The organism is Dietzia sp. CQ4 (genome assembly GCF_014145125.1).
Taxonomy (GTDB): domain Bacteria; phylum Actinomycetota; class Actinomycetes; order Mycobacteriales; family Mycobacteriaceae; genus Dietzia; species Dietzia natronolimnaea.
Map to the genome: position 1 here is coordinate 1 of NZ_JAALDZ010000085.1, position 16,964 is coordinate 16,964.

The 16,964-nt window shown below is 69.3% G+C and carries 20 protein-coding genes; 9 read left to right on the plus strand and 11 right to left on the minus strand.

From position 1 onward, the window contains the following. The coding region (locus tag G6031_RS05700) for an acetoacetate decarboxylase family protein (protein ID WP_182652729.1) at nucleotides 1–703 on the minus strand (703 nt) is incomplete at its 3' end. Between the two features lie 146 nt (nucleotides 704–849). Between G6031_RS05700 and G6031_RS05705 the strand changes: the two genes are divergently transcribed. Then, nucleotides 850–1,035 (plus strand): hypothetical protein, encoded by a 186-nt coding sequence (locus G6031_RS05705; protein ID WP_179523718.1) that lies wholly within the window; start codon nucleotides 850–852, stop codon nucleotides 1,033–1,035. 31 nt (nucleotides 1,036–1,066) lie between these two features. On the opposite strand, the gene aspA is transcribed toward G6031_RS05705, so the two are convergent. Further along, nucleotides 1,067–2,560 (minus strand): aspartate ammonia-lyase, encoded by a 1,494-nt coding sequence (aspA, locus tag G6031_RS05710; protein WP_179523719.1) that lies wholly within the window; start codon nucleotides 2,558–2,560, stop codon nucleotides 1,067–1,069. A gap of 117 nt (nucleotides 2,561–2,677) precedes the next feature. Here aspA and G6031_RS05715 point away from each other — a divergent pair, with 117 nt between their 5' ends. Together G6031_RS05715 and G6031_RS05720 are read left to right on the plus strand one after the other, a co-directional pair. Beyond that, a complete protein-coding gene (locus G6031_RS05715) occupies nucleotides 2,678–3,463 on the plus strand; it encodes a phosphatase PAP2 family protein (RefSeq protein WP_182652730.1) in 786 nt (261 codons plus the stop codon). Between the two features lie 165 nt (nucleotides 3,464–3,628). Beyond that, a complete protein-coding gene (locus G6031_RS05720) occupies nucleotides 3,629–4,201 on the plus strand; it encodes a hypothetical protein (RefSeq protein WP_182652731.1) in 573 nt (190 codons plus the stop codon). A 70-nt stretch (nucleotides 4,202–4,271) separates the two neighbouring features. Here the strand turns inward: G6031_RS05720 and htpG are convergent, their stop codons facing one another. After that, entirely contained in the window at nucleotides 4,272–6,275 is a 2,004-nt protein-coding gene (htpG, locus tag G6031_RS05725; protein WP_182652732.1) for a molecular chaperone HtpG, read from the minus strand. Between the two features lie 151 nt (nucleotides 6,276–6,426). Here htpG and G6031_RS05730 point away from each other — a divergent pair, with 151 nt between their 5' ends. The 3 genes from G6031_RS05730 (at nucleotide 6,427) to G6031_RS05740 (ending at nucleotide 8,416) form a co-directional block, all read left to right on the plus strand. Then, nucleotides 6,427–7,002, plus strand: a complete 576-nt coding sequence (locus tag G6031_RS05730) for a maleylpyruvate isomerase N-terminal domain-containing protein (RefSeq protein WP_182652733.1) — start codon at nucleotides 6,427–6,429, stop codon at nucleotides 7,000–7,002. 148 nt (nucleotides 7,003–7,150) lie between these two features. Further along, on the plus strand, nucleotides 7,151–7,579 hold the full coding sequence (locus G6031_RS05735) for a VOC family protein (protein ID WP_179523723.1): 429 nt from the start codon (nucleotides 7,151–7,153) through the stop codon (nucleotides 7,577–7,579). 60 nt (nucleotides 7,580–7,639) lie between these two features. After that, nucleotides 7,640–8,416 (plus strand): SDR family NAD(P)-dependent oxidoreductase, encoded by a 777-nt coding sequence (locus G6031_RS05740; RefSeq protein ID WP_179523724.1) that lies wholly within the window; start codon nucleotides 7,640–7,642, stop codon nucleotides 8,414–8,416. Between the two features lie 301 nt (nucleotides 8,417–8,717). Here G6031_RS05740 and G6031_RS05745 read toward each other — a convergent pair whose 3' ends face one another. The 4 genes from G6031_RS05745 to G6031_RS05760 all read right to left on the minus strand — a co-directional run bounded on the left by G6031_RS05745 (nucleotide 8,718) and on the right by G6031_RS05760 (nucleotide 11,930). Further along, nucleotides 8,718–9,548 (minus strand): amino acid ABC transporter permease, encoded by an 831-nt coding sequence (locus tag G6031_RS05745; protein WP_179523725.1) that lies wholly within the window; start codon nucleotides 9,546–9,548, stop codon nucleotides 8,718–8,720. After that, nucleotides 9,545–10,207 (minus strand): amino acid ABC transporter permease, encoded by a 663-nt coding sequence (locus G6031_RS05750; protein ID WP_095718779.1) that lies wholly within the window; start codon nucleotides 10,205–10,207, stop codon nucleotides 9,545–9,547. Before G6031_RS05750 ends, G6031_RS05745 begins: the two co-directional genes overlap by 4 nt. A 78-nt stretch (nucleotides 10,208–10,285) precedes the next feature. Beyond that, the gene (locus G6031_RS05755; RefSeq protein WP_095718778.1) at nucleotides 10,286–11,101 is read right to left on the minus strand and encodes a glutamate ABC transporter substrate-binding protein; all 816 of its coding nucleotides are present in this window, start codon (nucleotides 11,099–11,101) and stop codon (nucleotides 10,286–10,288) included. A 94-nt stretch (nucleotides 11,102–11,195) separates the two neighbouring features. Further along, a complete protein-coding gene (locus G6031_RS05760) occupies nucleotides 11,196–11,930 on the minus strand; it encodes an amino acid ABC transporter ATP-binding protein (RefSeq protein ID WP_095718777.1) in 735 nt (244 codons plus the stop codon). 97 nt (nucleotides 11,931–12,027) lie between these two features. On the opposite strand from G6031_RS05760, the gene G6031_RS05765 reads away from it, so the two are divergent. Both G6031_RS05765 and G6031_RS05770 read left to right on the plus strand, forming a co-directional pair. Further along, complete coding sequence (locus G6031_RS05765) at nucleotides 12,028–13,266, plus strand: fatty acid desaturase (RefSeq protein ID WP_182652734.1); 1,239 nt, start codon at nucleotides 12,028–12,030, stop codon at nucleotides 13,264–13,266. A gap of 2 nt (nucleotides 13,267–13,268) precedes the next feature. Continuing rightward, complete coding sequence (locus G6031_RS05770) at nucleotides 13,269–13,751, plus strand: hypothetical protein (RefSeq protein WP_179523729.1); 483 nt, start codon at nucleotides 13,269–13,271, stop codon at nucleotides 13,749–13,751. A 21-nt stretch (nucleotides 13,752–13,772) separates the two neighbouring features. Here G6031_RS05770 and G6031_RS05775 read toward each other — a convergent pair whose 3' ends face one another. The 3 genes from G6031_RS05775 to G6031_RS05785 all read right to left on the minus strand — a co-directional run bounded on the left by G6031_RS05775 (nucleotide 13,773) and on the right by G6031_RS05785 (nucleotide 15,871). Continuing rightward, entirely contained in the window at nucleotides 13,773–14,051 is a 279-nt protein-coding gene (locus G6031_RS05775) for a WhiB family transcriptional regulator (RefSeq protein ID WP_179523730.1), read from the minus strand. Nucleotides 14,052–14,295: 244 nt separating this feature from the next. Next, nucleotides 14,296–15,285, minus strand: a complete 990-nt coding sequence (locus tag G6031_RS05780) for a hypothetical protein (RefSeq protein WP_182652735.1) — start codon at nucleotides 15,283–15,285, stop codon at nucleotides 14,296–14,298. Nucleotides 15,286–15,310: 25 nt separating this feature from the next. Beyond that, nucleotides 15,311–15,871: a type 1 glutamine amidotransferase domain-containing protein gene (locus tag G6031_RS05785; protein ID WP_182611093.1), complete on the minus strand. Its 561-nt coding sequence runs from the start codon at nucleotides 15,869–15,871 to the stop codon at nucleotides 15,311–15,313. A gap of 83 nt (nucleotides 15,872–15,954) precedes the next feature. Here G6031_RS05785 and G6031_RS05790 point away from each other — a divergent pair, with 83 nt between their 5' ends. Continuing rightward, nucleotides 15,955–16,683, plus strand: coding sequence for an LmeA family phospholipid-binding protein (locus tag G6031_RS05790; protein ID WP_182652736.1), 729 nt, complete (start codon nucleotides 15,955–15,957; stop codon nucleotides 16,681–16,683). Here G6031_RS05790 and G6031_RS05795 read toward each other — a convergent pair. Then, nucleotides 16,670–16,964 (minus strand): adenylate/guanylate cyclase domain-containing protein (locus G6031_RS05795; protein WP_277820073.1); only part of this gene is annotated, 295 nt, incomplete at its 5' end. The genes G6031_RS05790 and G6031_RS05795 overlap by 14 nt on opposite strands.

A 16,964-nucleotide genomic window follows, 5' to 3' on the forward strand; every position in this document is an offset into this window, starting at 1 on the left:
GGTCGAGCCCGAGCTCGCGGACGGCCTCGGCGATCCGGGCGATGTGGGGATCGCCGTCCTGGGCCCCGGAGGCGATCGCCACCCGCGCGCCCCCCAGTGGCCGGAACCGACCGCCCGCGACCTTGGCGCCGGCGCGGACCAGGACCGGCTTGCCGTCGAGGACCTGGATGCAGTTCATCCCCAGGGAGTGGCGACCGGGGAGCGGCACCCCCAGGCGGGTGTCGAGCTTCAGGTCGATGCCACCCGCCCCCGAGGACCCCACGGCTCCCAGCCGGGCGTCGTCCAGGGCTCCACCGGCCGTCCCGACCATGTCGCCCTTCCACTTGGGAAAGCCCCAGAGTTCGTTGCCCGCCGCGAGGGTGAAGTCCTGGTCGACCGGCAGCTCGTGGATGTGCTGCTGGACCCCGACCCCCGGGACCTTGACCTGGAATGCCAACCCCACCTCGTGATATCCACCGAGGACGTTGCCCGGGACGTCGTGGTACCGGACGTGGATCATCGTGACCGGCGTACGGCCACCCGGGAGGGACACCGGCTCGGCCCCCGCGGAATCCAGGATCGCGGACTGGGGCCCTGCGGCGATCAGCCGACGGGCCACGGCCGTCCGCGACAGGAACGCGGCGCCCGATATCGAGGCGGAGACGACGGGGACCGGGAACGTGATCTGACGGCCCGCGACGACGCGGGTGGTGGGAGAACTCATGCCCCGACGTTAGCCGCTGCGGTAACAGGTTTCAGCATATTTCGGGGCTAACGTCCCGGGGTCGACCACGGATAGACCAGGTAGAGACGGGCACACGGTCCGCCCACGCGGCACAGACCGCGTCGACACCCACCGGGAGGCACACCATGTTGAAGGCACTCGCCGACTTCTTCGCCCAGTTCGATTTCACCGTCGGTTCGTCCGCCGCGATCAACGGCTTCATCTCCGGCTCCACCGCCGCCCTCGAGCAGTCGTTCGGATTCGACAGCTCGATCGGACAGCTCGCGGTGAGCAGCATCGGCCGGGTCGGCCCCGTCGAGAACGGCGCCTGACCCGACTCCACCGACACCGGAGAACCCCCGGTCACCCCCTCGGGTGGTCGGGGCGATCCGCGTCTCGGGTGGGGTCCGACAGGTCGTCGGGCGGCGCGGCTGCCAGCTGACCACTCGACTTGCCCTTGTACCGGGGCCGCAGCAGATTCGCGGGGGACAGGATGTCGTCGACCTCCTCCGCCGAGAGCAGGCCCATCTCCAGCACGACCTCGCGGACGCCACGGCCCGAGCGCGCGCACTCACGGCCCACCAGGTCGCCGTTGTGGTGACCGATCACGGGATTCAGATAGGTGACGATGCCGATCGAATCCATGACGTTGCGGCGGGCCACCTCGACGTTGGCCGTGATACCCCGCACGCACTTCTCCGTGAGCGTCTCGATCGCCTTGGTGAGCAGGGAGATCGACTCGAACATCGCCTGCGCGATCACGGGCTCCATCACGTTGAGCTGCAGCTGCCCCGCCTCGGCCGCCATCGTCACCGTGACGTCGTTGCCGATCACCTTGAAGCAGACCTGGTTGACCACCTCGGGGATCACCGGGTTCACCTTGGCCGGCATGATCGACGACCCCGCCTGGAGCTCGGGGAGGTTGATCTCGTTGAATCCCGCGCGCGGGCCGGAGGAGAGCAGACGCAGGTCGTTGCAGATCTTGGACACCTTGGACGCGGTCCGCTTGAGAGCGGCGTGGACGTTGACGTAGTCGCCGGTGTCGCTGGTCGCCTCGATGAGGTTCATGGCCCCGGTGACCGGCAGACCGGTCACGACCCGCAGGTGCTCGACCACCGCACGGCGGTAGTCGGGCGGTGTGTTGACGCCGGTGCCGATGGCCGTGGCGCCGAGGTTCACGTCGAGCAGCATCCGGGCCGCCGCGCCGAGGACGTGGAGTTCCTCGTCGAGGGTCACCGCGAATCCACCGAACTCCTGGCCCATGGACATGGGAACGGCGTCCTGCAGCTGCGTCCGGCCCATCTTGAGGACCTCGCGGAACTCCTCCGATTTGTCGTAGCAGGCCTCCCGCAACGCGACGATCGCCGGCTCGAGCCGCTCGAGGGAGTGCCACAGGGCGATCCGGAAACCGGTCGGGTAGGCGTCGTTGGTGGACTGCGAACGGTTGACGTCGTCGTTCGGACTGATGACGTCGTAGGCGCCCTTGGGGTGACCGGTCCGCTCCAGCGCGAGGTTGGCCACCACCTCGTTGGTGTTCATGTTGACCGAGGTGCCGGCCCCGCCCTGATAGACGCACGAGGGGAACTGGTCCATGCAGCGGCCGTCCAGCAGGATCTCGTCGCACGCACCGACGATGGCCTCGGCGATGTCCGGGTCAAGGACTCCCATCTCGAGGTTCGCCAGCGCGGCGGCCTTCTTGACCATGACCATCCCGCGGATGAAGTCCGGGATGTCGCTGATGGTCTTCGAATCGATGGGGAAGTTCTCGACGGCGCGCACGGTGTGGATCCCGTAATAGGCGTCAGCCGGGACCGCCTTCTCACCGAGCAGGTCTCGTTCCACACGGGTCTGGGTCATACGTCCTCCGCTGATCGGGTCGACACGATCCACAGTAGACACGGCCCGCGGTCAGCGCGCGGTGTCACGGTTCGCGGGGATCCCCCGCCGCCGCGCGACCTTGCCTAGGGTGTGGGCATGTCGCGAACGACGACCTCCCGCCGCAGCCGGACCCTGTCCGCGGCGAAGGACGTCCTCCGGCCGCTGACCCCCTCGGACGGGGTCCTGGGCAGCATCGTCGACAGGGGCCAGGTGCCCCTGCCGCGCGGGACCTGGGCGGTGTTCGGCGTCGCGTTCGCCGGGTTCGCCCTCCCGGTCATCGGGTTCGTCGAACTGGCCGAGCGGATCAGTTCCGGTGCCAAGCTGCCCTTCGACCGGCCCGTCATGCTGTGGTTGCGCAGGCGACACACCCCGCGCAACACCCGGATCGTCAGGGCGGTCACCGAACTCGGCGGCGTCACCGCCGTCCCGGTCTTCGCGCTCGCCGCCGCGGGCTACCTGGCCTACGTGCGGGGCAGCCGCCGACCGGCCGCGTTGCTCACGGTCTCCCTCGTCGGGTCCACCGTCATCAACTCGGTCCTCAAACTGATGTACCGGCGGGACCGCCCCACCTTCTTCACCCACATCGTCGAGGAGAAGAGCTACTCGTTCCCCAGTGGGCACGCCATGGCGAGTGCGGCGCTCGCCGGCTGCGCCTGCGTGCTCGCGTGGCCGACCGGGTGGCGCTACCCGGTGATCGCCGGGTCCAGCGCCTACGTCCCCGCGGTCGGCGTGACCCGCATGTACCTCGGCGTGCATTTTCCCAGCGACGTCCTCGCCGGCTGGTGCGTGAGCCTGGCCTGGGTGGGCGAGGTGGCCACGATCATGTGGCTCGTCGACCGCCTCGACTACTCCCCTCCGCTGCTCTCGAGTCCGGAGTCGTGATGGGCACCCACGCCCGGATCGTCCTGCACCACGGGGACATCCCCCGACTTCCGGCGGACGCGGTGGTCGAGGCCGCCGCCCTGCGCCTGGCCCGGTCCCTTGTCGACTGAGGCGACCTCTCGAGCCGGCGCGGGACCGTCGCAAGACGCGACCGCCGCCCCGGCAGTGGTCCTGACCGAGGTCTTCGCCCCGTGGGTGGTGCTCACAGCCGGCTCGCTCCACCTCGGCCACCGGGTGGGCTCGACCGGCTGGGGAGCGGCGACCGCAGCCGGACTGGGGGTGTTACCCCAGGCGGCGATCGCCTGGCGGGTGCGACGCAAGGCCCTGTCCGATCACCACGTCACCCGCAGGGAGGACCGCCCTCTGGTGATCGCCGGAATCGCCGCGTCGGTGGCCACCCTGATGGTGGCCCAACGTCGCCGCGGGGCGCCCGTCGCACTGCAGCGGATGACCCGGGCGGCTCTCGTGGCGCTTGGTGTGGCCGGCGCCGCCACCATCCGGGTCAAGGTCTCGTTCCACACCGCCGTGCTCGCCGGTGTCGTCTCGGTGCTGGCCCGTCAGATCTCGCCCGGATACTGGCGGCTGCTCGTTCTGGTGCCACCCGTGGCGTGGGCACGGGTCCGGATCAGCCACCACACCCCGGTCGAGACCGCACTGGGCGTGCTGATCGGGGTGCCCTGCGGCTACTGGGGCGGAGGCGGGATCGCCGCCCCACCCGCCCGCTCGACCGCGAACTGAGGACGGCGCCACCGAGGACCACCGCCCCGCGGGACCGGGTGCCCGCGGGGCGGCGAGGGGACGTCCGGCGTCAGATCCGGTCGACCAGCAGCTTGGCGAAGGCGGCGGGGTCGGCGAGCGTGCCCCCCTCGGCCAGGACGGCCGCGCCCGAGAGCAACCGCGCCGTGTCGGCGAGGCCCGGGGTCGACGGATCCTCGGAGTACTGAGAGCGCAACCGCTCGACCAGCGGATGCGAGGGGTTGAGCTCCAGGATCCTCTTGCTCGCGGGCAGTTCCATGCCCGAGGCCCGGTACATCGCCTCGAGCTGCGGGGTCATGTCGAACTCGTCGCCCACCATGCAGGCCGCGGACTCGGTGAGCCGCTGCGACAACCGCACCTGCTTGACCTCGTCGGACAGCTCCTCGCCCAGCCACTCGAGCAGGCCGGTGAACTCCGCGGAATCCGCCTGGCCCTTCTCCTCCTCGACCGGGGAGCCGATACCGGACAGGTCCACGTCGCCCTTGGCCACCGAGCGCAGGCGTCTGCCGTCGACCTCGCCGACCGCGTCCACCCACACCTCGTCGACCGGGTCGGTGAGCACCAACACCTCGACGCCCCGCGCCCGGAAGGCCTCCAGGTGCGGGGAGTTCTCCACCGCCGCGCGGGACGTGCCGGTGAGGTAGTAGATCTCCTCCTGCCCCTCGGCCATGCGGGAGACGTACTCGGCGATGGTGGTGCCCACCTCGTCGTCGTCGCCCCCGGTGGCCTCGTCGGAGGCTGCACGAGTGGACGCGAAGGTGCTCACGGCGAGGAGCTGATCCCGGGCGTCGACGTCGGAGATCAGGCCCTCCTTGAGAACCGCTCCGAAGTTCTTCCAGAACGAGCGGAACTCCTCCGGACGGTCGGTCCTGATCTGCTCGATCGTCTGCAGGACCCGCTTGACCAGGCGCTTGCGGATCGCTCGGATCTGGCGATCCTGCTGCAGGATCTCGCGCGAGACGTTGAGCGAGAGGTCCTGGGCGTCGACGATGCCCTTGACGAAGCGCAGGAACGGCGGCACCAGCTCCTCGCAGTCGTCCATGATGAAGACTCTGCGGACGTAGAGCTGGACGCCGCGCTTGGTATCCGGGGAGAAGAGGTCGAACGGCACCTGCGTGGGCAGGAAGAGCAGTGCCTGGTACTCGAACGTCCCCTCGGCCTTGAGGGTGATGGTCTCCAGCGGCTCGTCCCAGGCGTGGGAGACGTGACGGTAGAACTCCGAGTACTCCTCGTCGGTCACCTCGGAGCGGGGCCGCGTCCACAGCGCCTTCTGGGAGTTGAGGGTCACGGTCTCGGTGAGGGTGTTCTCCGCGGCGGGGTCGTTCCCCTCGTCGTCGTCCCCCGTCGGCTCCGGTGCCGGCCTCTCGACCTCCATCCGGATCGGCCAGGCGATGAAGTCCGAGTAGGTGCGCACGACCCGGCGCAGCGTGGACTCCGCGGCGTAGTCGGGCAGCGCCGCGTCCCCACCGGCGGGCTTGAGCTGCAGGATCACCGAGGTGCCCTGCGGGGCGTCCGGTGCCTCCTCGATCGTGTAGGTGCCCTCGCCGCCCGAGGTCCAGCGCGTACCCGTGGCCTCGCCGGCCTTGCGCGTGACCAACGTGACCGCGTCGGCGACCATGAACGTGGAGTAGAAGCCGATGCCGAACTGGCCGATGAGGTCCGCGGTGACCTGCTCACTGGCCTCGCCCGACTCCTGCGCCGCGCGGGCCGCGGCGAGGGCCTCGCGCATCTGACCGGTGCCCGACTTGGCGAGCGTGCCGATGAGGTCGACCACCTCGTCGCGGGACATCCCGATGCCGTTGTCGCGGATCGTCAGCGTCCGTGCCTGCTCGTCGGGGATCAACTCGATGTGCAGGTCCGAGGTGTCGACCCCCAGCGAGGAATCCTGGAGAGCGGCCAGTCGCAGCTTGTCCAGGGCGTCGGAGGAGTTGGAGATGACCTCTCGGAGGAAGGTGTCCGGGTTGGAGTAGATCGAGTGGATCATCAGATCCAGCAGCTGCCGGGTCTCTGCCTGGAACTCCCGGGTCTCGGCTGCGCCGGAGGTCTGCGGGCTCATGGTGGCGAGGGTTCCTCTCTCTGTGATGGGCGGGTCTGTGGGATGGGCGGGCGCGCCCCGTGAGGGCACCCCCACCGGACTGATCACGACGTGCTGTTCACGACGACACGATCAACCTACTGTGGGGTCCGGACATTCCGGAGGAGCCCCCGTGACCGAGAACCCGCTGCCCCACGACCACCTGGCCGTCCTCGACGCCGCCACCGCGCTGTTCGGGCGGGCGCTCGCCGGCGGGCTCGACGGCGACTGCGGGTCGTGCCCCGGATGGAGTCGCCGGGACTGCGCGAACCACGTCCTCGGAGGCGGCCTGCGGTACGCGGCCTATTTCCCGCGCCTGCCGGAGTCCGAGATCGGTTGGACCCGGACGGCGGACCATGCCGGCGACGACCCCGTGGGTGCGCTGTCCCGTACCTCCGCCGGGCTTCGTGACCGGCTGGCCTCGGCCCCCGACGCCGATGAGCTGGTCGCCCACCGGCTCGCGGAGATCCCCGTCCGGGACCTGCTGGCGCTGCGGGTCTTCGAACTCCTCGTGCACGCCCATGACCTGCGCGGACAATCATGGGACTCCGACGAGGCCGAGACGCTCGCCGGCTGGGTGCTCGAGAACGGGCGGGACGTCGTGGAGCTCATGCGCACCTTCGGGGTGCTGGCCCCGGCGCGATCCGTGGGACCCGATGCGGACGCGCGTGCCGGGCTGCTCGCGGTGGCGGGCCGCGACCCCGGTTGACGGACACCGCCGCCCACCTTGCGCACACGCTCACCCCGGTCGGCGGAGGGCGATATTTCTCGTGACTGCGGCCGGCGACCGGTCTAGCGTCGATCATGCGGAGAACGCCTCAGGCACGGGCCGGGGCGCGCAGGCGAGAGGATCCGCGATGGCCATGCAGTCCAGCCCCTACATCTCCTTCCCGGGTAACGCCTCCGAGGCGTTCCCGTACTACCGCGACCTCTTCGGTGGCCGACTCGACCTGATGACCTACGACCAGATGCCGCCGATGGAGGGAATCCCGTTCACCCCGCCGTCCGGGTCGGTCGCCCACGCGACGCTGGAGGCCCCGGGCATCACCCTCACCGGCGGCGACGCCATGGGCGAGGACCTGCCCCGGCTCGCCAGTGACGTCTACTCGTTCCTGCTCGCCTTCGACACCACCGACGAGGCCCGCACCTTCATCGCCACCGTGGCCGACGACGGGGGCGAGCTGGCGATGCCGTTCGAGGTGGCTCCCTGGGGCGACCACTACGGTCAGGTCCGGGATCGGTTCGGCATCCGCTGGGACGTGGTGGTCGACGGATCGGCCGGGTGATTTCCGGCTGACCGCCCCGTGACACCCGTATCGATCACCTCCGCTTGTTACGGTTCAGCCATGGATATCTCCGGAGCAAGTGCAATCGTCACGGGCGGTGCGTCGGGAATCGGCGCCGCCGTCGTCCGTCAGCTCGCCGCGCAGGGTGCGAAGGTGGTCGTCGCCGACCTCAACGCCGAGAAGGGCGAGGCCCTCGCAGGCGAGGTCGGCGGCGTGTTCGTGGCCGTCGACGTGACCAAGACCGAGGACAACATCAAGGCCGTGGAGGCCGCGCTCGAGCTGGGCCCGCTGCGGTACCTGGTCAACTCGGCCGGCATCGGCTGGGCGCAGCGCACGATCGGCCGGGACGGCGAGTTCGCCTCGGCCTTCGACATCGACTCGTTCCGCAAGGTCATCGACATCAACCTCGTCGGGTCGTTCGACATGCTCCGACTGGCCGCCACGGCCATGTCCCGCGGCGAGGCCGACGAGGACGGCCAGAAGGGCGCGATCGTCAACATGGCCTCCGTCGCCGCGTTCGACGGTCAGATCGGCCAGGCCGCGTACTCCGCGTCCAAGGGCGGCATCGTGGGCCTGACCCTGCCCGTGGCCCGTGACCTGTCGGCCGCCGGGATCCGCCTCAACACCGTCGCCCCCGGCCTCATCGACACCCCGATCTACGGCGAGGGCCCCGACTCGGAGGCGTTCAAGGCCAAGCTGGGCGAGAGCGTCCTGTTCCCCAAGCGTCTCGGCTCGGGCGACGAGCTGGCGTCGATGGTCATGGAGCTGCTCACCAACCCGTACATGAACGCGCAGACCGTGCGCGTCGACGGTGGCATCCGGATGCCACCGAAGTGAGCTGACACCGCAGTGGGCTGACACCGCAGTGCGCTGACACCGCAGTGGGCTGACCCCGGGTCGCCCCGGGTACACGACGGCCCCGCCGGATCGGATTCCGGCGGGGCCGTCGTGCGTATCCAGGGCCCGGCGTACGGCCACGCCGCGCCCGTCCCTCACTGTTCACATCCTCGGATCGCAGCCGCTCGTGTCCCTGAACTCTCGCGTGCGCAACTGCGCAGGCCGGTGTTCATCGAGACGGGCGCCTGCCCCGCAGGTGTACAGGCGCGGGAGCAGATGCCCGCCCGCCCGCCCGGGGGTGTCAGGCCCTGGCGCGACGCTTCTTCAGACGCCCCTCGAGGTAGACGGCGAGCTTGGTGAGCGTGTAGTTGATGATCACGAAGAGGATGCCGGCCACGATGTACGCGGGAACGGTGTTGGCGTAGGCGGAGCCGAGGGTCTTGGACCAGTTGAGCAGCTCCAGGTAGGTGATGCCGTACCCCAGTGCGGAGTCCTTGAGGACGACGACGAGTTGGCCGACGAGAGCCGGGAGCATGGCCGTGAGCGCCTGGGGGAGCTGGATCGAGCGCAGCACCTGCCCCGGGGTGAGCCCCACCGCGAGTCCCGCTTCGGTCTGCCCCGAGGGCAGACCGTGGACTCCCGAACGGACGAGCTCCGCGATGACGGCACCGTTGTAGAGGGTGAGCGCGGTGACCACCGCGGCCAGCGGCGCGTGCTGGTTGGGCACGATGTTCGAGGTGGCGAAGTACCCGAAGTAGGCGAACACCATCATCAGCAGTACCGGGACCGAGCGGAAGAACTCCACGATCACGCTGCAGAACCACCGCAGTGGGGCGAACGGCGAGAGCCTGCCCATGCCGAAGAGCAGCCCGAAGATCACCGCGAGGACGATCGAGATGGCCGCCGCGGTGAACGTCCCCTTGAGACCGGGGATCAGGTAGGAGGTCCACACCTCCGGGTCGGTGACGAACGGCTCCCACATGAACGCCTGCAGCTGGCCGGCGGCCTCGAACTGGATGTAGACCACGTAGGCGATGCCGACGGCGATCAGGGCACCGATCACCGTGAAGATCTTGTGGCGGAGGCGGGCCTTGGGGCCCGGGGCGTCGAACAGGACGGCCTGGGTGCTCATCGCTTCACCGACAGCTTCCGTGAGAGGGACGTGGTCCAGAGTCCGATCGGGAGGGTGAGGATCACGAACACCATGGCGAAGAAGAAGAACGTCGGCAGGCTCGCGCCCTCGTTCTCCGTGATCACTTGGAGCAGCCCCGCCGAGTCGCCCACGCCGATGACGGCGGCGACCGTCGAGTTCTTGATGAGAGCGATGATCACCGAACCCATGGGTGCGATGGACCCTCGGAACGCCTGCGGGAGGATCACCTCCCGCAGCGACTGCCCGAACCCGAGTCCGATGGACCGGGCGGCCTCGGCCTGGCCCACCGGGACCGTGTTGACACCGGAGCGCAGGGCCTCGCAGACGTACGCCGCGTGGTAGACGGCGAGCATGATCGCGGCCCACCAGAAGGCGTTGCGGGCGAAGTCGTCCGAGACGGACAGCTGGAGGATGAAGGACAGGCCGAGGATGCTGAACACCATCAGCAGCGTCAGCGGCAGGTTCCGGAAGATGTTGACGTAGGAGGTGCCGAGTCCGCGGAGGACGGCCACCGGGGAGACCCGCAGGATCGCGATGATCGTCCCCAGCACCAGTGCGCCCACCGTCCCGAGGAGCGAGAGCTGAATGGTGACCCACACCGCCCCGAGGACGTCATAGTCGGCGAAGATATCGCCCATGGTCCACCTTCCGTCATGAGGTGTGGAGGGCCTCCGCGCCACCGTTCACCGGTGGCGCGGAGGAGTTGTCAGGTCAGATCAGGCGCAGGCGTCCGGGTTGGGCGGGTTGCCCTCTCCCGGCTCGAAGCCCGCCGCTCCGAGGTTCTCCTCGACGGCCGCGTCCCAGCTGCCGTCGGAGATCATCTCGCGGATGGCCTCGTTGATCTGCTCGCACTTCTCCGTGTCGCCCTTCTGGATACCGATCCCGTAGAGCTCCTCGGAGAAGGGGGATCCGACCACCTTGAGCTGACCCTGGTACTGGTCCTGCGCGGCGTAACCCGCGAGGATCGTGTCATCCGTGGTGAGTGCGTCGACCGCGTTGGAGACCAGTGCCGAGACGCACTCGGAGTAGGTGCCGAACTCCTGGAGGTTGACCCCCGGGACCTCCTCCTGGACGTTCTGCGCCGAGGTCGACCCGGAGACCGAGCACAGACGCTTGCCGTCGAGCGACTCCGGCCCGGTGATGCTGTCGTCGTCCGCACGGACCAGGAGGTCCTGGCCGGCGATGAAGTACGGTCCGGCGAAGTCGACCTTCTCCTTGCGGGAGTCGGTGATCGAGTAGGTGGCCACGATCATGTCCACCTGCCCGGTCTCGAGGAGGGTCTCGCGCTGCGCGCTCGGTGCCTGGACCCACTCGATGTCCTCGGCGGGGGTGCCGAGCTTCTCGGCCACGTAGGTGGCCACGTCGACGTCGAGCCCGTTGTAGTCGTTGCCCACCTTCAGCCCCAGGCCCGGCTGGTCGAACTTGATGCCGATCCGGAGCTGGTTCTCGCCCCCGTCATCGTTCCCGCACGCGGCCAGGCCGAGAGCCAGGGTGACCGCCGCTGCGGCCGATCCGATCCGTCGGAAGTTCATGTGTTCTCCTCGTGAAATGGGTGGGTCGAGATCTGGGGGAGGTGATTCTGGAACGGGGGCCCGGTTCGGGGGTGGTGAGCGGACCCGAGCCGACTCAGTTGGTCAGGATCTTGGACAGGAAGTCCTTGGCACGGGCGCTCTGCGGGTTGGTGAAGAAATCCTCAGGGGTGGCCTGTTCGACCAGTTCCCCGTCGGCCATGAAGATGACGCGGTCGGCGGCCTTGCGCGCGAATCCCATCTCGTGGGTGACCACGACCATGGTCATCCCGGACCTCGCCAGCCCGGTCATCACGTCGAGGACCTCGTTGATCATCTCCGGGTCCAGGGCGGAGGTGGGCTCGTCGAAGAGCATGACCTTGGGGTCCATCGCGAGGGACCGCGCGATGGCGACACGCTGCTGTTGACCACCCGAGAGCTGGGCCGGGTACTTGGACGCCTGGTGCTCGACACCCACCCGCTCCAGCAGTTCCATCGCCCGCTTCTCCGCGACGGCCTTGGACTGTTTGCGCACCTTGATGGGGCCGAGGGTGACGTTCTCGAGGATCGTCTTGTGCGCGAACAGGTTGAACGACTGGAAGACCATGCCGACGTCCGCACGGAGCTTGGCGAGCGCCTTGCCCTCCTCGGGCAGCTCCTTGCCGTCGATGGTGATCGAGCCCGACTCGAAGGTCTCGAGCCTGTTGATCGCCCTGCACAGCGTCGACTTGCCCGAGCCCGAGGGGCCGATCACGACGATGACCTCGCCCTGATCGATGGACATGGTGATGTCCTTGAGCGCCTGGAAGTCACCGAAGTGCTTGTTCACGCCTGAGATCTCGACGAGTGCCATGGGAGGGATCATAGGCGGCTGAGGATTCATCGAGGATCGACTCGCCGATTGGACCTTTCCGGTCGACAACCTCACCGACCCTCCGTACCGTCAACCCATGGCGATATCAGACGTGAAGGAATACGCCCATCTCTCCGCCGAGGACGTCGAGGCGATCGGTGAGGAACTCGACGCGATCCGCCAGGAAGTCGTGGACTCGCTCGGCGAATCCGACCGCCGGTACGTGCAGAACACGATCCGTCTCCAGCGCGGACTGGTGGCCGGTGGCCGGGCGGTCCTCCTCTTCTCCGGGTACCGCCCGGCGTGGCTGGTGGGGACCGGGATGCTGGCCGCGGGCAAGATCATCGAGAACATGGAGCTCGGCCACAACGTGATGCACGGGCAGTGGGACTGGATGAACGACCCGGTCATCCACTCCACCACCTGGGAGTGGGACATCGTGGGCACCTCCGAGCACTGGAAGGCCACTCACAACCATCACCACCACACGTACACCAACATCATCGGGATGGATGACGACGTCGGGTACGGCGTGGTCCGTGTGACGCGTGACCAGCCGTGGAACCCGGCGTACTCGCTGAACCTGGTGTGGAACACCATCCTGGCGTTCACCTTCCAGTGGGGCGTGGGGGTCCAGCACCTCGAGATCGCGCCGGGCACCATCAACTCGTCCGGCCGGGCCGAGCAGAAGCGGCGCATCGGGCAGTTCCTGCGCAAGGCCCGCCGTCAGGTGGGCAAGGACTACGTGTGGTTCCCGCTCCTGTCGGGCCCCAACTGGAAGTCGACGATGGCGGCCAACGCCACCGCCAACGTCATCCGGAACCTGTGGTCCAACGCCGTGATCTTCTGCGGGCACTTCCCGGACGGTGCGGACAAGTTCACCCTGGAGGACCTCTCCGAGGAGACCCAGGCGCAGTGGTACCTGCGTCAGATGCTCGGCTCCGCCAACTTCACCGGAAGCCAGCTTACCCACTTCATGTCGGGCAACCTCTCCTACCAGATCGAGCACCACCTCTTCCCCACCATCCCGTCCAACCGGTACGGCGAGATCTCGGAGAAGGTCCAGGACGTCTGCCGTCGCTGGGATCTGCCGTACACGACGGGTCCGCTGTACAAGCAGTACTGGCAGTCGTGGCGCACGATCGCCAAGCTCTCGCTGCCCGACCGCTTCCTCAAGGCCACCACGGACGACGCGCCGGAAACCAGGTCGGAGCGCATGTTCGAGGGTGAGCCGCGGACCTACGACGATCACGTGGGCCCCCGGTCGGGCCTGGTCACCGCCCTGAAGCACCGGACCGCCCCGAACCAGCTCCGGCGCCTGACCCGCACGGTCTGACGGTGGCGGACGACCGGGCGGACGAGGGAGCTACCTCCGGCGACCGGACGCCGAGCGTCGACGAGACGCATCGGCGACCACCCGGCGCGACCGACGCCGAGGTGGAGGCCGCAGGCACCGCCACCGAGGCACTGGAGTACGTGGAGCGGGCCCGGGGGCACCTCTATGACCTGCACCAGCTCATCGGGCGGGCGGACATCCTCTACCAGCAGGCCGCAGACCAGCTGGAGGCGGTCGGCCGGACCGAGCTCGCGGAGCTGATCCGGACCGAGATGGTCGGGGTGAACGTCCTCCACGGGCGGTGGACGTTCCAGATGGTCGAGGAGTTCGACGACGGATTCTGGACCACTGCCCGAGAGGTCAGCAAGGCCGTCCGGGACGAGGTCACCGACGGGCGTCGCCACGTCTACGAGGCCGAACTCAAGGAGCAGAACCGGTCCGCGGGCACCACGGGTCATGAGGCGACCCCGCGAGAGAATCTCTGACCTCCGCGGGGTCGGCCGGTGTCAGCCGGTCCGGTGTCGGCCCGCCATGGCGTGCCGTTCGGACTCGGTCGTCCCACCCCAGACCCCGTAAAGTTCCTTCGATTCCATGGCGAACTGCCGACACGGGTCAAACACCGGGCAGCCCTGACAGACGGCCTTGGCCCTCTCCTCCTTGCGACGGCGTTCGCCCTTCGATTCGTCCTCTGCGCTGTAGAACAGGTCTTCGAGGTCGATGCAGGCGGCATCGTCCCGCCACGACCAGAACTCCGCAGTGGGTTCGAGGTTCCTGTATCTGGGCACGGCGCCTCCTTCCCGCGACGCTGAAGTGCCCTGCCATGAGCCCTGGATGTTCAGAACGCGGTTGACTCCATCCTGACAGTCGACGCGGCGAGGTCAAACGGAAATTAGCGAGCGTAGGCTAACCTTTCTCGGCAAAAGTCGACGGGGGCTGCGCTTTTCGGAGCCTGTGGCCAGAGGTTAAAGTTCGGCAATTCTCCGGGGCCGACTCTTCATCTGCTGAGACGAGTGGCGGAAGTGGGCCTCGTCAGCTGCCGAACCGGGCCGTCGTCGCCCCGCGGATCACCTCGGCGGCGCGGGCCGCCGCACCGTCGACGCCCCACCACGCGCGGATACCTCCGGTCTCCCCGTCCCGTGCCCTCTCCAGTTGTCGGCGGACGGCGTGCCCGACGGCGGTCGGCCCGTCCCCGTAGCGCAACACGCTCACCGCCGGGATCGAGTCCAACGCCCCCGCGGTGGCGTCCTGCTCCCCGTACGGCCGCCGGCCCGGGACCACCACGAGCGGCACGTCAGCGCAGGCGGCATCGGCAACAGACGACTGGCCCCCTCCGGTGACCACCACGTCGGCCGAACACAGTTCCGGCCAGGGGTCCGCGTGCCATTCGCCGTCCGGGCCGCCCACCTCGAGCCAGTCGGCCACTCCGAGCTCGCGCGCCGTCGATCGGACCGCCCTCCAGAAGCGGTGGTCGCCGCCGGAGCCGGAGCCGTTGAGATGGACGACACGGGGACGACGACGATGCCGTGTCTCGCGGACGCGCCGCTCGAAGCGGGACACTCCGCCGATCTCCGCGACGGGGTTCTCCGTCCGCCGCAGGGTCGCCTGATGCGCTCCCGGTGGCCACGCCCCGATCAACCGCTCCGCAGCACGAACCCGCAGCAGGTGGGGCTCGTCCTCCCTCACCCCGGGCGGCAGCGTGCTGACCATCGGGATGCCGGTCATCCGCGCGGCCAGCGACATGGCGGGAGACGAATCGACCCAGAAGGCGCGGGGTCGTGCGTGGTCCATCCACGCGACGGCGGCGCGGCGCGCGGAGAGGGTGAGCTCCTCGGCGTCCTCCTCGTCATCGATGCCGGACGGGAGGTGGACGACGCGGGTTCCCGGGGGGAGGAGCGCGTCGTCGAACTGGCCCGAGATGAGCATCGTGACGTCCAGTCCCCGTTCCCGCAGGGCGCCCATCACCGGAATGGCCCGGTGGAGATGACCGCGCCCCCGGTGGTGGACGTAGACGCCGATCATCGAAACCCTCCCTCGGTCCGTCGGCTTATTCCGCTCCGCGGATCGCGCCGAGTAGTGCGTCGCAGAAGGCGGGGAGGTCGTCCGGGTTGCGGCTGGTGAACACGCCGTCCGAGCTGACCAGCTCCTCGTCCACCCACTCGGCTCCGGCGTTGACCAGGTCCGTGCGCAGGCTCGGGTAGGAGGTGACGCGGCGCCCGCGGACGACGTCGGCCTCGATCAGGACCCATGGCGCGTGACAGATGGCCAGGACGGGCTTACCCGCCTCGACCATCTCGCGGACGAGGGTCAGAGCGTGCTGGTCCTGGCGCAGAGCGTCCGGGTTGGCGACGCCGCCCGGCAGGACCAGGACGTCGACGTCGGCGGCGGTCACGTCGGCGCTCGTCCGGTCGACCGCCTGGGTGCCGGCCGGGGTGAGGTGGTCGACCAGGTCGACCTCGCCGTCGGATGTGCTGACCAGGAGCGCCGTGTGACCGGCTTCGGTCACGGCCCCCCACGGCTCGGTCAGCTCGACCCGTTCGATCCCCTCGCCGGCCACGAGGAATACGACGGTTCTGGTGTCAGTGCGTGCGTCCTGGGTCTCGGTCATAGCCTGATCGTGGGGCCGGACCCCCCAGGCCCGCAACCGGACCGCCGGTGGCCCCCGGCCCGACGGTCCGGCACGATACGTGGATGCGACGACGAGACCCGATCGACCGACGAGGACGGCGCGACCGCCGGCGAGGCGGCTGCGGCTGCTCCCTGCTCGTGCTGCTGCTCCTGGTGCTGGGGCTTGCCGTGGCCGCCGAGTTCGGCGCCCGGTGGTACCTGGCGGATCGGGCGGAGCGCGAGGCGTCGGCGCGACTCGGGGCCCCGGTGTCGGTGGGGTTCGGACCCACGCCGATCCTCTGGGATCTGGCCACCACGCGGGCCGTCGACACGGTCCGGATGACCTCCCCCGGTGACGCAGGCGTGCCCCGGATCGACGTGACCGGCTACTCGGTCAGGATGGTGGACGGTGCGATCCTGGCCGCGTCGGCGGACGGCACCGCGACGCTCAGCGGCGACCAGCTCGCCGCGGCGGCTGCGGAGGGGAACCCGGCCGGTGACTCCCCGGTGGCCGGCCTGACCGAGGTCCATTCCGTGCGCCCGGATGCACAGGCCGGTCTGCTGCGTGCGGACATCGGCGGGATCGCCGAGATCGGCGTGGCCCCGGGCGTCTCCGGCGGCCGACTCACCCTGACCCCTGAGCAGACCGAGCTGATCGGCATCCCCCTGCCGGACGGGCTGTTCTCCGGCATCACCGGCACCGTCGACTCGACGGTCGCCGCACTGCCCGAGGGGGTGTCGATCCACGGCGCCCGCGTGGTACCCGACGGTCTCGAGGTCGCGCTCATCGGCACGGACGTCACGCTGAGGTAGCGCCACCGCCGTGGTCCGCGGGTTGGTCCTCGCTCCCGGCGGCGACCGGCACGCACAGCTCCGTCGCATCGGAACGGCCCCGGACCACCTCCGACCCGACGCGATTCCACCGGGCGGCCTCGGCGTCGCCCGCCGACGCGACCGCGGTGCCGGAGGCCAGGACGAGGCCGGACCGGGTCTTGGCCAGCTCGCACAGCCGGGACGCCTCGTTGACCGCGTCGCCGATCACCGTGTACTCGAGCCGGTCGTCCGCGCCGACGTAGCCCGCGACGACGCCCCCG

Coding starts and splice junctions, on each gene's coding strand:
- G6031_RS05705 (WP_179523718.1), top strand. CDS start 850: ATGTTGAAGGCACTCGCCGACTTCTTCGCCCAGTTCGATTTCACCGTC.
- aspA (WP_179523719.1), bottom strand. CDS start 2,560: ATGACCCAGACCCGTGTGGAACGAGACCTGCTCGGTGAGAAGGCGGTC.
- G6031_RS05715 (WP_182652730.1), top strand. CDS start 2,678: ATGTCGCGAACGACGACCTCCCGCCGCAGCCGGACCCTGTCCGCGGCG.
- htpG (WP_182652732.1), bottom strand. CDS start 6,275: ATGAGCCCGCAGACCTCCGGCGCAGCCGAGACCCGGGAGTTCCAGGCA.
- G6031_RS05735 (WP_179523723.1), top strand. CDS start 7,151: ATGGCCATGCAGTCCAGCCCCTACATCTCCTTCCCGGGTAACGCCTCC.
- G6031_RS05740 (WP_179523724.1), top strand. CDS start 7,640: ATGGATATCTCCGGAGCAAGTGCAATCGTCACGGGCGGTGCGTCGGGA.
- G6031_RS05745 (WP_179523725.1), bottom strand. CDS start 9,548: ATGAGCACCCAGGCCGTCCTGTTCGACGCCCCGGGCCCCAAGGCCCGC.
- G6031_RS05750 (WP_095718779.1), bottom strand. CDS start 10,207: ATGGGCGATATCTTCGCCGACTATGACGTCCTCGGGGCGGTGTGGGTC.
- G6031_RS05755 (WP_095718778.1), bottom strand. CDS start 11,101: ATGAACTTCCGACGGATCGGATCGGCCGCAGCGGCGGTCACCCTGGCT.
- G6031_RS05760 (WP_095718777.1), bottom strand. CDS start 11,930: ATGGCACTCGTCGAGATCTCAGGCGTGAACAAGCACTTCGGTGACTTC.
- G6031_RS05765 (WP_182652734.1), top strand. CDS start 12,028: ATGGCGATATCAGACGTGAAGGAATACGCCCATCTCTCCGCCGAGGAC.
- G6031_RS05780 (WP_182652735.1), bottom strand. CDS start 15,285: ATGATCGGCGTCTACGTCCACCACCGGGGGCGCGGTCATCTCCACCGG.
- G6031_RS05785 (WP_182611093.1), bottom strand. CDS start 15,871: ATGACCGAGACCCAGGACGCACGCACTGACACCAGAACCGTCGTATTC.
- G6031_RS05790 (WP_182652736.1), top strand. CDS start 15,955: ATGCGACGACGAGACCCGATCGACCGACGAGGACGGCGCGACCGCCGG.